The following is a 13,792-nucleotide window of genomic DNA, read 5'->3' on the forward strand; positions in this document are numbered from 1 at the left end:
ACCGACGGGCGCAAACGGACGCAAACGGACGCTCGCAAGTTGTCATGGGCGCAGTCGCCGTCCCGCCAATCAACTGTAGTCGCTCGTTGCGCAAATGCGCGGGTGGATGCCGAAAGATTCTGTCTCACGGCACGAGATGTTGCCGCAGATACGCGGCCGTGCGGCTCTGCTTTTCGCGGGCGACCTCAGCCGGCGTGCCGCATGCCACGATCGACCCGCCGGCGTCGCCGGCACCCGGGCCGACGTCGATGATCCAGTCGCTTTGGGCGGCCACCCGCATATCGTGCTCGACCACCACCACGGTATTGCCCTCGTCGACGAGCCGCTGCAGTTGCACCATCAGCCGGTCCACGTCGGCGGGATGGAGGCCGGTGGTCGGTTCGTCGAGGATGTAAAGCGTGTCTCCGCGCTGCGCGCGTTGCAGTTCGGTGGCGAGCTTGATGCGTTGCGCTTCGCCGCCCGATAGCTCGGTGGCGGGCTGGCCGAGCCGCAGATAGCCGAGGCCGATGTCGCGCAGTGCATTCAGCGCGCGCATCACGCCGGCTTCGTCGGCGAAGAAACTGCACGCGGTGTCGACGGTCAGGCCCAGTACCTCGGCAATGTTTTTATCGTGCCACGTGATCTCCAGCGTCGATGCGTTGTAGCGAGTGCCGTGACAGGTCGAACAAGGTGCGTACACGCTCGGCAGAAACAGCAACTCGACGCTGACGAAGCCCTCGCCTTCGCAGGTCGGGCAGCGCCCTTGCGCGACGTTGAACGAGAAGCGCCCTGCGCTGTAGTGACGCTTGCGCGCGCTGGGCGTGTCCGCGAACAGCTTGCGAACGTGGTCGAAAAGACCCGTGTAGGTCGCGAGGTTGGAACGCGGCGTGCGCCCGATCGGTTTTTGATCGACACGCACGAGCCGCCGCAGCGCGTCCATGCCGTCGGCGATGTGGCCGCTCGTCGGTATCGTCGCGGTGGCGAGCAGCGGGTCCGGTTCGTCGTCGTCCGCGCTTTCGATGATCTTTCCCAGCCGCCTCGCGACCAGCTCCGGCAGCGCCTGGCTCACGAGGCTCGATTTGCCCGAGCCGGAGACGCCCGTGACCGTGCTCAGGCAGCCGAGCGGGAACGCGACGTTCAGCCCGTGCAGATTGTTGCGGGTGATGTTGGCGAGCCGCAGCCAGCCGGTGGCATCGCGCGGCGTGCGATCGACCTGCGCGAGCGGGGCGAACAGATGCAGGCGCGTTTGCGACGCTTCGACCTTCGCGAGTCCTGCGGGTGGCCCGCTATAGACCACGTGGCCGCCCGCTTCGCCGGCCGCCGGACCGACGTCGACCAGCCAGTCGGCGCGCCGCATCGTCTGCAGATCGTGCTCGACGACGAACAGCGAGTTGCCCGCTGCCTTCAATTCCTGCAGCGCGCTGAAGAGCGCTTCGCCATCGGCGGGATGCAAGCCGGCCGATGGCTCGTCGAGCACGTACACGACCCCGAATAGCTGCGACGACAATTGCGTGGCCAGTCGCAAGCGCTGCAATTCACCCGACGACAGCGTGGGCGTGCTGCGCTCGAGCGAGAGATAACCGAGGCCCAGCTCGACCAGAGTGGTCAGCCGCACCAGCAGTTCGGCGGCAATGCGCTGCGCCGCGAGGCGCTTCTCGCCGGACAGGTTCGGCGTGCGCCGCACATCGGGCGATGCCTTGTGCGCGGAACCGCCGGCCGCGACCCGCTGGTCGACCGCTTCGCGCATCGCGCTCTTGCTGAGTACGCTGCCCCGGCCGGTCGTCGCCGTATCTGGCTTCGGCCATTCGCCGCGCGCAATCGGCGCGAGAAGCGCGGCGAGCTCCGCGAGCGGCAACTGTGAAAACTCGCCGATATCGAACCCGGCGAATTTCACCGACAGCGCTTCTTTCTTGAGCCGTTTTCCATCGCAGGTCGGGCAGACGCTGCCGACCAGATACTGCGACACGCGCTTTTTCATCAGCGCGCTTTGGGTGGTCGCAAAGGTGTGCAGCACGTAACGGCGCGCGCCTGTGAACGTGCCCTGATAGCTCGGTTCGTCCTTGCGTTTGAGCGCGGCGCGAGTCTCCTTGGGCGTGAGGCCGGCGTAGACGGGCACGGTCGGCTGTTCATCGGTGAAGAGGATCCAGTCGCGATCTTTTTTCGGTAGATCGCGCCATGGCGTGTCGACGTCGTAGCCGAGGGTCACCAGGATGTCGCGCAGGTTCTGTCCGTGCCACGCTGGCGGCCACGCGGCGATCGCGCGCTCGCGGATGGTGAGCGAGTCGTCCGGCACCATCGATTTCTCGGTGACCTCGTACACGCGGCCCAGCCCATGACAGGTCGGACAGGCGCCTTGCACCGTGTTTGGCGAGAAGTCCTCGGCGAATAGCATCGGCTGTTTCGGAGGATAGTCACCGGTGCGCGAATACAGCATGCGCACGAGGCTCGACAACGTCGTCACGCTGCCCACCGACGAGCGCGCGCTCGGTGCGCCACGTTGCTGTTGCAACGCGACCGCGGGCGGCAGCCCTTCGATCGCGTCGACTTCGGGTACGCCGACCTGTTCGATCAGGCGCCTCGCATACGGCGCGACGGATTCGAAGTAGCGCCGCTGCGCCTCCGCATACAGCGTGCCGAACGCCAGCGATGATTTGCCCGAGCCCGATACACCCGTGAACACGACGAGCGCATCGCGCGGAATCTGCACGTCGACGTTTTTCAGATTGTGCTCGCGCGCGCCTCGCACGCGTACGAAGCCGGCGCGACTGTCGGAGGGCGGCGAGTTCGGGCCGGGTTTGTTGCGGGGAGCGTCCATGTCGATCGATAGCGGATGAGCGCGGTGCCTGGGCGGCTGCGCGAAAAATGATGTGGGACGCAGGGAGCATGCCAGGCACAACGCGAGAAGTTCGGGTTGGATGGCATTGAAGTGTAAGGCCCCGCAGCATGGGACGCCGCCGTGCACCTTGGAATCGGCCGCAAATTCGAATCCGATATTGCGGCGGAGCGAACCGCGGTCGTCCATCGGGCCGCGCGCGATGGCGGCGTCAGGCGCGCAATGTGCTTGGAGATAGACCCGTTGATCGCTTCTTCGGCGAGGGCGTCGTATGCACCGCGTCCCGCACCGATAGAAGCGATGTCAGCGGATCATCGGAGCGCCAGGTAAATCTTGCAGCGCAGGCAACCGGCGCTATTGGCCGAAACCGCAAGGAGAAAAACGATGACCCTGCTCATCTATCTGGTCGGATGGATCATTTTCATTGGCGGCGTCGCGTGGGGATTGATGGCGCTGCATGTCGCGCAGCACATCATTGCTATCGTGGCGGTGATACTGCTCGGCGTCGCGGTGATTACGGGTGCTACGCGAGCGCGTAGTCGTGATCGGTCGTCGTAGGCATAGGTAGAGGCATAGGCTTTGGGTGGCCGGATCCATGCGAGCAGGCGTTGTTCGGGGCGCCTGCCGCTGGCGACGGCTCGCAGTCACGCGATCCTGGTTTGCATCCATGTCGTCTGGTGATCTTCAGCGCGCACAGGGAGGCACGGCATGGGCAACATGAACGAATACGAGTTCGAACAGGAACTTCAGGAGTCCGGACTTGAAACGGCCGGTGAGTTCGGCGAAGGCGAGGGCGTTCTCGGTGCGATGGGCAGTGTGCTCGCGGGCGATGTTTTGATCCGAATCGCCGAGGCGGGGTCCACTGTCGGATCCCGGCTACAACCAGCGCTTCGCGGCTGCGCCGCGCTAGTCGCGAGGCGTCGAAGCGCATGACACTCGTCGACTTCACCCTCCTCGACGCTCGGCGCGCGCAAGGCCCGGACGTGATGCCATCAACTGCGGTGCTCCGCGGTGATTTGCGGGATGATGTGCCTCGATAGGGCGACGCACATAATGATGAGCGGCACCAGAAATGCAAGCGTTGCGGCCTCGATATTGCCTATAGTGCCGGGGATCGCCATTAACAGCACCGCGGCCACAATCGGTCCGGCTGCGAGGGTGCCGAGCAGACTGGCCCACCACAATTTTCCGTTGACTTCTGTTGTCGCAACGATCGCAGCTAACGAAACCCCAAAGACGAAAAAACCTGCAAGTGCGTCCATAATTTTTTCTCCGTGCCGATCCCCTTTTGGGAAATTTTATGGAGAAAGGGCGCTTCGGACAGCCTCTGACGGGTTGGAATTGGCACCGAAGTGTGGGGCAGCCCACATATCGAGCCCAAAGGGAAGCCGCTTGACCAAACCGGGACCCGAATTCGTCATAAAGATTTGCTAACTGTCGTGATTCGCGGCGAGCGGCGAGATAGTTGGGCTCCGAGCGCGGGCTCCGCCAGCGGCGGCGAGCCGGCAGACGACAGCAAGGCTGCAGGGCCCGCGTGCCGTTTTCCGTCCCTTTCAGTGCCATCCGCCACCCTGTCGGCACACCATCGATGCACGCGTGGTCCGCCTGCCATGTCGGGAAGAGGGCGAGCCATCCGATTGCCGGTGCAACCCGCTCTACGGCATCGCTTCCACCGCTTTCTTCAGCCGCGCGACCGCCTCGTCGGACTCCTGCTGGATTCGCGCGCGCAGGAACAGGACATTCGCTGCTGCAAACCAAAGTGACGGGGAGCGGTACACGAACACACGCTCGAATCGTGTCCCGGACGCTACGGGCGTCAGGGAGTAGCGCACCGTGCCGGCGGGCTTGCCATCTATCTTGCCGATAATGACCCATTTACGCGGACGGTCCCGCACGGCAACCGTCCACACGACGCTTCCCCGCCGACCCGCCACGCGAAATTCTTCCGCAACCTGTTCGCCAACGCTCAACGGGTGATCGGTCGCCCCGCTTACCGATAACGAAGACGGGTGCCAGTCGGGCCAGTGCGCGGGTGTCGTCACGTAGTCGAAAACCACCGAATCCGGTCGCTCGATCAAGATCGCGGTGACGATCTCCGTCGTCAGGTCGACGGACTCAGGCAACGGTAGAGCCAGCAGGGCAGCGACCGCAAAGGCCGCCAGGATAGCGCCGATCCATCTCAATGGCCGTTTCATCTGCGACTCTGCGAAGTATCGCGCACACGGGGACTGCCGGGCCTCTATACAGCGCCGAAAGCTCCGCGGCTTCGACAACCGGATAACGGCGAAGCCGGACGTAGATCGAGACGCGCGCCGTGCGCCGATAGTACCGCATTGATTCGCTCGTTCCGACCAGTCATCGGGACTCACGACGGGCTGTCAGTCGCGCCCAACTGACGGGAGTGCCTGTTCGCGACGCCCGGTTCAAAGATACGTGAATATGTCGCTCGCCAGATTACGCAGTTCGTCGAACTGCATGATGAGTTGGATGCACAGAATAAAGGCCAGCATCGCCGACGGCGATGGGTGGCGTTCGATCCAGCGCAGCAGCGCAGTCGCATAGCGCACGCGGATCGCATCTCTCGTCATGATCGAGGTGATCGCAATCCCCATGACGGCACCCATGAGCAAATCGCTCGGGTAGTGAAAGCCGAGATAGGCGCGCGGGACGCAAATGAAAAGTACGGTGTAGAGCAGCGCCAGCACACCGATGCGCCGCCGCACGAGGAAGATGCCGGTGGCGATGGCCATCCATAGCATTGCGTGATCGCTTGGGAACGAACTCCAATCTGCCAGGCCCGCACCCGTGGTCGCACTGCTTGCGAACTGCAGATGAAGTTCGGTGTTATAGAGGGGGCGCACTCTGAACGGCAACCAGTGAGTCAGCAGTCTTGCGACGAAAAACGCCACGATGCCGCTGAGAAGCGTCGCGACAACCATTTCGCGCCGCCATGCGCGCCGCTCGTCTTGCTGGAACCACATCCACCACAGCACGGGAATCAGAACGAGGCCTTTACAGCTGTACAGGCCGGCGATGGCTTGTATGGATTGGGTCGAGAAATGACTGAAATGGATAGTTGACAGATATGTTTCGATAGACGAATCGACGCTATTCATTTTCTGTATTTCTTCTATGAGCTAGTCGCAATGCAAGGCCAGCGTGGTCCAGGTGGGCGGCGAGAAATGCCGCACGCAAAAATTGCTGCGCTGACCGCGGCGCGCCGATCTGGAAAGCGCCATGTCATTCAAGGCACCACTTTTTGGGTACCAACGTTACCGTCGCTTCAGGTGCGGGAGCGCTCTCGATGAAAACTCTAAACGTGGAAGCTGAAGGCTTACTGAAGGCGTTGTAACCGCTATGTGTTGTAGCCAACATGGCGTTGCAACCACGACGCCACGAGCGTCGGCAACGGCGCGCTTCTCGTCCTCGAAGCAGGTGCAACGCTGCCGCGTTGGCGTCAGTGATTCTTCGCGCCAACTGTTCGGTTTACCACATGGCGAGCCATCCCGTTTCGTGCACGATTGAAAATCCGCTACATCCATAGAGGTTGGGGCCGCGCCTTGACGTCCGTTCCACGCGGGCACACGAGGTATTGTCCTTCGACAAGAAAATTCAAAAACCGGGGAACAGAGATGCACACACACTACGACAACCTGAAGGTGGCGCCCAACGCCCCTCTGCCCGTCATCAAGGCGGCGTACCGGGTGCTATGTCAGCAGTATCACCCTGACCGCAATGACTCCCCGGACGCGACGCGGATCATGCTGATCCTCAACGAGGCATGGACTGTACTCAGCGACGAGACCAAGCGCGCGGAGTATGACCGTCAGCTCGCCGCAAAGGCGGCTAAGGACCATGCCAGCGGGCCTACTAGCACGCCACCACACAAGCCGCTATACGCAGTGCGTGAAAGGCGCGGCGAAGGAGCGGGCTGGCGTCAGGCTATACAAGCCGCACGCCAGCGTTGTGAAGCGAAAGCGCCGGCGGATAAAGCCGAGCATCGGCATCGTGGAGTAGGGAGGCAATGGAAGGTGCCAGCTCTGTTATGGCTTGCGTTACCTGCCCTGTTGGCCGTGGCGCTTTCGGTGTTCGGATCTTCGTAGCGGTGATTGTTTCCTCATAGGACCGGGGCCGCCATGACCGACATTCGCCCGCGCCGTCACTCGCACGTGCAGCCGTCGGCGCTTTCCAGCAAACGGCCGGCCAATTCACGAGATCGAACGTGGCTTCATCCGCCATCGCGGACTGATTCCGTCCGGCGCCGATGCTTTGGTTCCCGCGTGTGTTTCATGGCCTACTCTCCTTGAAAGAGTTAGGCCATTTTTTTCTGCCATGCTCGTCTAAACGGTGACCGGATATTTGCCGTGTTGTGACTCTCATTATTTACGAGCCTCTTTTGCAGAGGTATGTGGTGCGCGACACATAGTGTTTCCCGCCTCTTCAGAAAACCTTCAGCTTCCACGTTTAGAGTTTTCTTTCAGAAAGCCCTACCCGGTAACCCCGTTGCTGCATGGCCTGTCGTGAGGCCATCGCGGAACTACGTGCCGTCGGCGTTGCACGCGCATACCTTATCCCTTGTCTAGAGAATCCTAAAACAATCTTCTGAGGTTTTTGATGACTGTCAGAAACCAGATGAACCATGGTGTTTCGCCATTGCATCTGTGGGGTGTTTGGCTGATTGCGACTATCGTTGCATCGGTGCCATTCCTCACCACGTCAGTTCCTCCTCTTGGGCAACATTTCTACAATATCGTCCGGGTCGACATTCTTTCTCATCCGGCATCGTATGTTAGAAATTTCGTCGTTCAGTGGGATGTCTTGCCTGACCTAGCGATGGACCTGGCCGTCCCGTGGTTCACGAAGTTCATACCGGTGGAATGGGCCACCTGGCTGTTTACCCTCGTTGAACTCGGGCTACTGACGTCGGGCTGCCTAGTGCTGAGCCGTGTTGCCAATGGCCGCTGGTCATGGTTACCGTTTATCAGCTTCCTGCTGCTCTATAACTGGATACTGATACGCGGCTACGACAACTTTCTGTTTGGTCTTGGCGTCTGCTTTTGGGCAATCGCCGCACATGTGGCGTTGCGCAGGTCCACCCTCGTGCGGATTCTGGTCTCGTGCGGCAGTGCCCTTGTCATCTACTTTTGCCATCTGTTTCCGCTCGCCGTTTTCGCTCTGATCACAGGCACGTGGGAACTTGGCTGTTTTATTCGCGAGAGGAAGTTCTCGATTCATGCACTGGCTCGCCACGCGGCCGCGAGCATTATTCCGTTGCTGCTTCCCTTTGCACTGTTGGTTCACAGCAGCACCGGTGGCCTTCATGGGGCAACCAACTTCGGCCTTTTCCGCGTACTCTCGAAGATCGCTTACTGCGTCGATGTCCTGTCGGTGGGCAATCGCGTAGCCGATGTGGCGATCGTGGCGGGATTGGTCGTGTTCGTGGTCACTGGTCTCGTGCAAAGATGGTGGACGTGCGAGCCGGAGTTCCGGATAACCGTGTTCGCACTTCCGCTGGTAGTCCTGCTCGCACCGTTTGACGCGTTTGCTTCCTACGGGGTGATCGAGCGATGTGGGCTCAGTTTCGCGTTTTTGCTGACCGCGCTGGTTGGCATACAACCTTCGGTGGCGCCACGTCTTCAACGTATCGGCGCGCTCGTGCTCACGCTCGTCTTTGTTTTGCGGATTGCGACCGTGACTGAGGACTGGCGGGGCGGCAGGCCTGTCATTCAGGCTTACCGCAGTACGTTCGCGTCTCTGAAGGCCGGTTCCGTCTTGTTCCAGTACAAGCAGGACACCGCCTACCCGTCTCCATGGAAGGACCCCCACCGCTGGAACCCATATCTGGACAAGGTGGTGGCGCTCGCAACAGTGGATGGCGTACTCGTGCCGGATTTGTATCTCAAAGCGGGGCAACAACCCGTGCTCTACCGGAGCGAGAACGTAGCATTGAGGCAGTTCCAGGATGAGAGCTCTAACCGGGACCCGGATTTCGAAGCAAATGGCGCGATGTTGCGCGCGTGGTCGACTGCACTGCTGGACCGTTTTCCGGACCTTCAAAGCCGGTTCACGGCGGTCTATCTTGCGGTGTTCGACCCGTACCGACGGCTGCCAGAGACCCTTGATGGTTGGCAACTCGTTGCGACTTTACCCGAACATCGGCTCTATGAATTGCGTCCCCGTTGAGATCAATTACTGATGTTAGACGAGCACGACGAATGAGAAATACGCGGTGTAGACAAGGCATCACACGACGCGTTGCGTCGAGCAGGTTGTGGTTGGTCCTTCGCTTCCATTGCAACGTCTTCGGCTCCGTAAAAAGCCTTCATCGTTGCAATGCTGCGTTGGCTGCCTCCGTGACAGGCTGAAAATTCGGAATCTTTCTGTAGAACAATAATCTGGCTTCGAAAAGCGTGTGAGGGCGTATAAGCGAAACGAGAGGGTGGTCTTGAAATGAGTGACGTAAGCGTTCCCCTGTGCGTAGATCTCGACGGGACCCTAACCTCGACGGATTTGCTTGCCGAGTCGTTCCTGATGCTCGTCAAGAAAAACCCCATTTACCTATTTGCTTGCATCGTTTGGCTGTTAAAGGGCAGAGCCTGCCTGAAAGCCGAAATTGCGAAGCGGATCTCTATCGACGTGTCGGTTTTGCCTTACAACGCGAGTTTCGTCAGCTATTTGCGCGACCAGCGTGAGAACGGGCGAGACCTTTATCTTTGTACGGCGTCCAATCAACAACTCGCTGATCAGATCGCCAGTCATTTCGGCTTCTTCAGCGGCGTGCTTGCCAGTGATGAAGTCCGCAATCTCAAGGGCAGTCAGAAGGGCTGTGTGCTAACTGCTCACTTCGGTCATCGCGGATTTGATTATTGCGGTAACGAACTGGCGGATTTGCCAGTCTGGAAGCAGGCGCGTGGGGCGATCGTGGTGGGCGATCAGCGCATCGCGGATGCGGCAAAGAAGGTCAACCAGGACCTCCTCGTTTTTGAAGAAAAGCGCTCTCTTTGGCGGCTGGTCGCCAAAGAGATGCGTGTCTATCAATGGGTGAAGAACCTGCTGATCTTCGTGCCGCTTCTTGCATCACACCGTTTCACTGATCTGCCGACGGTGCTGGCGGAAGTGACCGCCTTCTTTTCTTTCAGCTTTTGCGCGTCAGCCGGCTATCTGCTGAACGACATGCTCGACCTGAATGCTGATCGCCGCCATCCGAACAAAAAGCATCGGCCGTTCGCCTCGGGGCAACTATCGCTCACATTCGGAATGATCCTCACGGTGACGCTTCTGATCGCGTCGGCGACCCTGGCGTCTCGATTGGACCCGCTGTTCGGTGTGGTACTGGCCGGCTATTTCGTCGCCACGCTGCTGTATTCGTTCAAGCTCAAGCGCCTCGTGCTCGTGGATGTCTTTGCTCTTGCCGCGCTCTACACGAGCCGCATCATAGCGGGCGGTGCGGCTGGCAATATTCTCTTGTCCGACTGGCTCATCCTGTTCTCGGTGATGATGTTTCTGAGCCTTGCCATGGTAAAGCGCTATACCGAACTCGATGCGCTGCTTCGCAATGGTCAGGCGTCCGCCTCAGGACGTGGGTATGACACGCACGATTTGGGCATTGTGCGTTCGTTCGGAACAGCTTCGGGATATGTTGCGGTGCTGATTCTTGCGCTTTACCTGAACTCGGCAGATGTCCACGCTCTCTATCGCCATCCCCACGCCCTGTGGGTGCTCTTCGGCTTGCTGCTGTATTGGATAAGTCGGGCGTGGATGCTTGCATTTCGTGGTGAGATGCACGACGATCCTATTGTCTATGCAGTCAGGAACCGCTTTAGCCTGCTCGTCATTTTCCTGTGTGTGGTGACAGTTGTCGTGGCTGTATAACCCGATTACTCGCTTGGCATGTCATACATCACGCTTCTGTCGAGTGGCTCTTGTAGCGCGCTCGCGCGGCTTTGAGAAAGATATGCAAACATGCCTCGCGGGCACGCTTGTTTTTCTATTTTCTCGGCGTCCTGGTTGCAATGGCCCGCTTTCCCGCCGCCTTGCCGGCGGGCTGCCGGGCCTTTTTCGTCGCTGACTTCTTTGCGGCTGTCTTCTGCGTGGTCGACTTCTTTGCGCCACTCACCGGCTTGCCGGCGACGAAAGGCTTCGCGCGCTCTTCCCAATCGGAGACGAAGAACTTTTCGTAGTACGCTGCAATCGGCTGCGATGGAATGATCACGCCTGCGTCGCGATTATCCTCTATGCCGGCCGGGGAGAAATTCTGGCTGCTGATGACAACCACCTTCGAATCGACCACGAACCCCTTGTTGTGCACATTGCGCTGCAGACGAATGTTCTGGGTGAGATCGACACCTGCCGCCTTCATCTTTTCCGCCCACTTCATTCCATATTCGGCGCTTTCTATCAGTCGGACATCGACACCCGCAGCGACACGATCGGCGATTGCCTGAAGCAGTCCGTTGTAGTCTCCCGAGCCACTCGAAGATTCGATGTATTGTAGCTGGATGTATAGCGAGTGCTCTGCGCTCGCGATGAGCTGCAGGATGTTCGTCAGATATTGGCCCTGCGTCGTGGAGCCTTCTACCTTGTCCGGCGTCAGCAGAGGCGTAACACTTACGTTGACATTCCTGAATACTTTCGCTGGAACGTATTTACCGTCAGTCGGAATGACCCGTGTGTTCACCGGCGGATTGGTTTCCGCAGCGAGCTTCGTATTCGCATCCGCAACGGCTCGTTGCATGTCCGCACCGGCATCTGCAGCAGTCTGGTGGTCCTTGGCACTCGCGTAGTCCTGATCGAGAAACGCCCCAAAGATGCCGGCTAGCGTCGTGTCCTGAATGATCACATGCCAATCTCGATCTTCCGTGTGCGGAGGCGCATGCAGATCGGGCTGGTTGCTATTGTCCAGATTGCCGCTCGACAGCCACACCGTGTTGCCATCACGAACGATAACCTTGATGTGGTACGCGTACGGAAACATCCAGGCGGCCGCGAATACGTCCGGTCGGTCGAGCGCCCAGACGATTTTCGCTCGGCGACCCAACACCTGATCGAGCTCAGCCACGGTCTGCGGGTCTGTCTGGTCACCTATCTTATTCGGCGGGGGATTATCGAGCACCATCTGCAGCGTCTTTGTACCGTCAAGAACAGTCTTGAATGTTTGCAGGATCGGGCCGGACGTGAAGTCGTACATGCCAACAACCAGGGAATGTTGTGTTCCCGTTAGAAACGATTGCAGTGTTGCCAGCCCCGCGTCGGGGCTGACATGCGCAGTGATCGTCGCCTGCCGGAGTGCGACCGGATCTAGCGATACACCGGGTGCGGGAACGTACGCAATCTTCTGCTTCTGCGTGTGAGCATGCAGCGCGCGAGCCGTCGCTGGTTGATTGGCCATCCGGTACGCCAGTGCCTTCCTGATAGCGCTGCGGTTGTCGCTTAGGAGCCGCCCACTCGGCATTTCGCGCTCGTAATCCCACTCCGGGTCCTTGTCCTCGGGGCGTCCATAGGCTTGGATCAGTGCGGCGGCGGCGGGGTCGTGAGCGCGCAGGCGCTGATGCGCGGTCGCCTCACGAACGTCGACCGGAATACGTTCGATTGAATTCGGCAGCACTTCATCACGCGAAAGGGATGCCAACGCCCGCTTCGTATGGACCGTCACAACGATCGCGGCCTTGCCAGTGAGTTGGTCGTCCGCGATTTCGTATCCAGGACGCACGGTCAGCACACCCGGCTTGGTCAACGGCCCCAGATTATTCCGGATCACGCGGTCGATATCTCTTAGCTTTGAATTTTTGTTACTGGCCATGATTGGGCTCACGTGGTGATCTGGTCACCGACAAATTTGAAGAAAAACCACGTCCGTGACGGATTCTGGTTTGCGTCAACGTTGTAAACAACGACGGCGCCATCTTTATCCTTATCTTCAGGCGTGGAATTGAAGTGCGTTTCATGCACTCCCTTCCCATCGGGACCTCCGTCATCGAATACGAGACCGTAAATCGCGACGAACTTCGATTGCGATAGCGCCGCCTCCAGCTTGATGAACCCGGCAGGTTTTTGGAAAGGGCGTTGCAGAAACTGATAGAGCGGCCACGGTTTTTGCTGCGGCGACACAGCATCGCTCGAATCCCGGGGCGCCGTGCGTCGTGCTCCATGGCGCGCGACTTGCGTACGCAACTATGCCAGCTGCTCCCCCGCGCTCTCGCGGCAGCGTGGTTCGACAATCGCTAAGAGATGACAGTAGGTTGGTCGCCTTCCAGCAGTTCCTGCGGAACCTGGCTGAACGCGTATAGGCCGTTGGGAGGTTGCAAGTCGAAGACCCACACGATATCGAATCGGTCGCCAGGCCATTTCCCCGGCACTGGGCCATTTGATAGTGGAATGTTGTCGGCGATCGTCGGAATGTCCTCGTGCTGCCAGCAGATCAGGACCGTGCCTTGGCTGATGAGTGCGGCATTCGCAACGGCCGCTTCCTGTCCCTTGGTGTACTCACCTTGAACATTAAGTTGGATCTTGAGCCGCTGGCTCAACGGAGTAATTGTCTCGGTTGGGCGCTCGCTCTTCGCGTGCGGCGCAACCACTGCCGCGAACAGCACTTCGGGTTTCGCGAGTCTCGGGTCTTGCATCGGACCTCGAGCAGGAGCGAAAAACGCCGCAAGCGCTCCGGCGCGTTGCCAGCCGCGCACAATGAGGCTTTCATTGTCTTGTTCCCCGTCGGCATTGATGCCATACGGCGTGCCGGCTCCATCAGGCTTTTCCGCGTGCCGGATGATCATGATTTTCCTGGCGGTCGGCACGGGCATGGCGTCGTCTCCTTGCTGTTTTCCGCATTCCCGGGAACGTGGTAGCAATCGATTGGGTTGCGCCCCCATAACCATAGTAATCAGGCATGGCGAAAGCAAGGTTGATGAGAGTGCGCGGAGGCAGGGGGCGCGCTAAAACCAAACATCACTGTGCGATAACGCACATAGCGTCATTCGGGAGCAT

The 13,792-nt window shown here is 59.7% G+C and carries 12 protein-coding genes; 5 read left to right on the plus strand and 7 right to left on the minus strand.

The genetic code is table 11. The annotated features are described in order from the left end of the window. Positions 1–124: 124 nt before the first annotated feature. Positions 125–2,794 carry an excinuclease ABC subunit UvrA gene (locus L0U84_RS37590; RefSeq protein WP_233858184.1) on the minus strand — a complete coding sequence of 890 codons (2,670 nt, stop codon included), beginning with the start codon at positions 2,792–2,794 and terminating at the stop codon, positions 125–127. A 402-nt stretch (positions 2,795–3,196) separates the two neighbouring features. Here L0U84_RS37590 and L0U84_RS37595 point away from each other — a divergent pair, with 402 nt between their 5' ends. Continuing rightward, positions 3,197–3,370: a hypothetical protein gene (locus L0U84_RS37595; protein ID WP_233858185.1), complete on the plus strand. Its 174-nt coding sequence runs from the start codon at positions 3,197–3,199 to the stop codon at positions 3,368–3,370. Positions 3,371–3,520: 150 nt separating this feature from the next. Continuing rightward, positions 3,521–3,745, plus strand: a complete 225-nt coding sequence (locus L0U84_RS37600; RefSeq protein ID WP_233858186.1) for a hypothetical protein — start codon at positions 3,521–3,523, stop codon at positions 3,743–3,745. A gap of 59 nt (positions 3,746–3,804) precedes the next feature. On the opposite strand, the gene L0U84_RS37605 is transcribed toward L0U84_RS37600, so the two are convergent. From L0U84_RS37605 to L0U84_RS37615, 3 genes are all read right to left on the minus strand, one after another. Next, the gene (locus tag L0U84_RS37605) at positions 3,805–4,074 is read right to left on the minus strand and encodes a hypothetical protein (protein WP_233858188.1); all 270 of its coding nucleotides are present in this window, start codon (positions 4,072–4,074) and stop codon (positions 3,805–3,807) included. Positions 4,075–4,467: 393 nt separating this feature from the next. Beyond that, a complete protein-coding gene (locus L0U84_RS37610; protein ID WP_233858190.1) occupies positions 4,468–5,007 on the minus strand; it encodes an SRPBCC family protein in 540 nt (179 codons plus the stop codon). Between the two features lie 228 nt (positions 5,008–5,235). After that, entirely contained in the window at positions 5,236–5,928 is a 693-nt protein-coding gene (locus L0U84_RS37615; RefSeq protein ID WP_233858192.1) for a phosphatase PAP2 family protein, read from the minus strand. A 516-nt stretch (positions 5,929–6,444) separates the two neighbouring features. On the opposite strand from L0U84_RS37615, the gene L0U84_RS37620 reads away from it, so the two are divergent. The 3 genes from L0U84_RS37620 (at position 6,445) to L0U84_RS37630 (ending at position 10,684) form a co-directional block, all read left to right on the plus strand. Then, positions 6,445–6,915 (plus strand): J domain-containing protein, encoded by a 471-nt coding sequence (locus L0U84_RS37620; protein WP_233858194.1) that lies wholly within the window; start codon positions 6,445–6,447, stop codon positions 6,913–6,915. 511 nt (positions 6,916–7,426) lie between these two features. Then, a complete protein-coding gene (locus L0U84_RS37625; RefSeq protein ID WP_233858196.1) occupies positions 7,427–8,995 on the plus strand; it encodes a hypothetical protein in 1,569 nt (522 codons plus the stop codon). A gap of 267 nt (positions 8,996–9,262) precedes the next feature. Further along, on the plus strand, positions 9,263–10,684 hold the full coding sequence (locus L0U84_RS37630) for a UbiA family prenyltransferase (RefSeq protein WP_233858198.1): 1,422 nt from the start codon (positions 9,263–9,265) through the stop codon (positions 10,682–10,684). A gap of 115 nt (positions 10,685–10,799) precedes the next feature. Here the strand turns inward: L0U84_RS37630 and L0U84_RS37635 are convergent, their stop codons facing one another. The 3 genes from L0U84_RS37635 to L0U84_RS37645 form a co-directional block, all read right to left on the minus strand. Continuing rightward, positions 10,800–12,611 (minus strand): phospholipase D-like domain-containing protein, encoded by a 1,812-nt coding sequence (locus L0U84_RS37635; RefSeq protein ID WP_233858200.1) that lies wholly within the window; start codon positions 12,609–12,611, stop codon positions 10,800–10,802. 8 nt (positions 12,612–12,619) lie between these two features. Next, positions 12,620–12,919: a hypothetical protein gene (locus tag L0U84_RS37640; RefSeq protein WP_233858202.1), complete on the minus strand. Its 300-nt coding sequence runs from the start codon at positions 12,917–12,919 to the stop codon at positions 12,620–12,622. A 113-nt stretch (positions 12,920–13,032) separates the two neighbouring features. Next, the gene (locus tag L0U84_RS37645; protein WP_233858203.1) at positions 13,033–13,608 is read right to left on the minus strand and encodes a hypothetical protein; all 576 of its coding nucleotides are present in this window, start codon (positions 13,606–13,608) and stop codon (positions 13,033–13,035) included. Positions 13,609–13,792 lie beyond the last annotated feature (184 nt).

Origin of the sequence: Paraburkholderia sp. HD33-4 (assembly GCF_021390635.1) — a bacterium.
In the GTDB taxonomy this organism is placed as follows: Bacteria; Pseudomonadota; Gammaproteobacteria; order Burkholderiales; family Burkholderiaceae; genus Paraburkholderia.

Coding starts and splice junctions, on each gene's coding strand:
- L0U84_RS37615 (WP_233858192.1), bottom strand. CDS start 5,928: ATGAATAGCGTCGATTCGTCTATCGAAACATATCTGTCAACTATCCAT.
- L0U84_RS37625 (WP_233858196.1), top strand. CDS start 7,427: ATGACTGTCAGAAACCAGATGAACCATGGTGTTTCGCCATTGCATCTG.
- L0U84_RS37635 (WP_233858200.1), bottom strand. CDS start 12,611: ATGGCCAGTAACAAAAATTCAAAGCTAAGAGATATCGACCGCGTGATC.
- L0U84_RS37605 (WP_233858188.1), bottom strand. CDS start 4,074: ATGGACGCACTTGCAGGTTTTTTCGTCTTTGGGGTTTCGTTAGCTGCG.
- L0U84_RS37595 (WP_233858185.1), top strand. CDS start 3,197: ATGACCCTGCTCATCTATCTGGTCGGATGGATCATTTTCATTGGCGGC.
- L0U84_RS37600 (WP_233858186.1), top strand. CDS start 3,521: ATGGGCAACATGAACGAATACGAGTTCGAACAGGAACTTCAGGAGTCC.
- L0U84_RS37630 (WP_233858198.1), top strand. CDS start 9,263: ATGAGTGACGTAAGCGTTCCCCTGTGCGTAGATCTCGACGGGACCCTA.
- L0U84_RS37620 (WP_233858194.1), top strand. CDS start 6,445: ATGCACACACACTACGACAACCTGAAGGTGGCGCCCAACGCCCCTCTG.
- L0U84_RS37590 (WP_233858184.1), bottom strand. CDS start 2,794: ATGGACGCTCCCCGCAACAAACCCGGCCCGAACTCGCCGCCCTCCGAC.
- L0U84_RS37610 (WP_233858190.1), bottom strand. CDS start 5,007: ATGAAACGGCCATTGAGATGGATCGGCGCTATCCTGGCGGCCTTTGCG.
- L0U84_RS37645 (WP_233858203.1), bottom strand. CDS start 13,608: ATGCCCGTGCCGACCGCCAGGAAAATCATGATCATCCGGCACGCGGAA.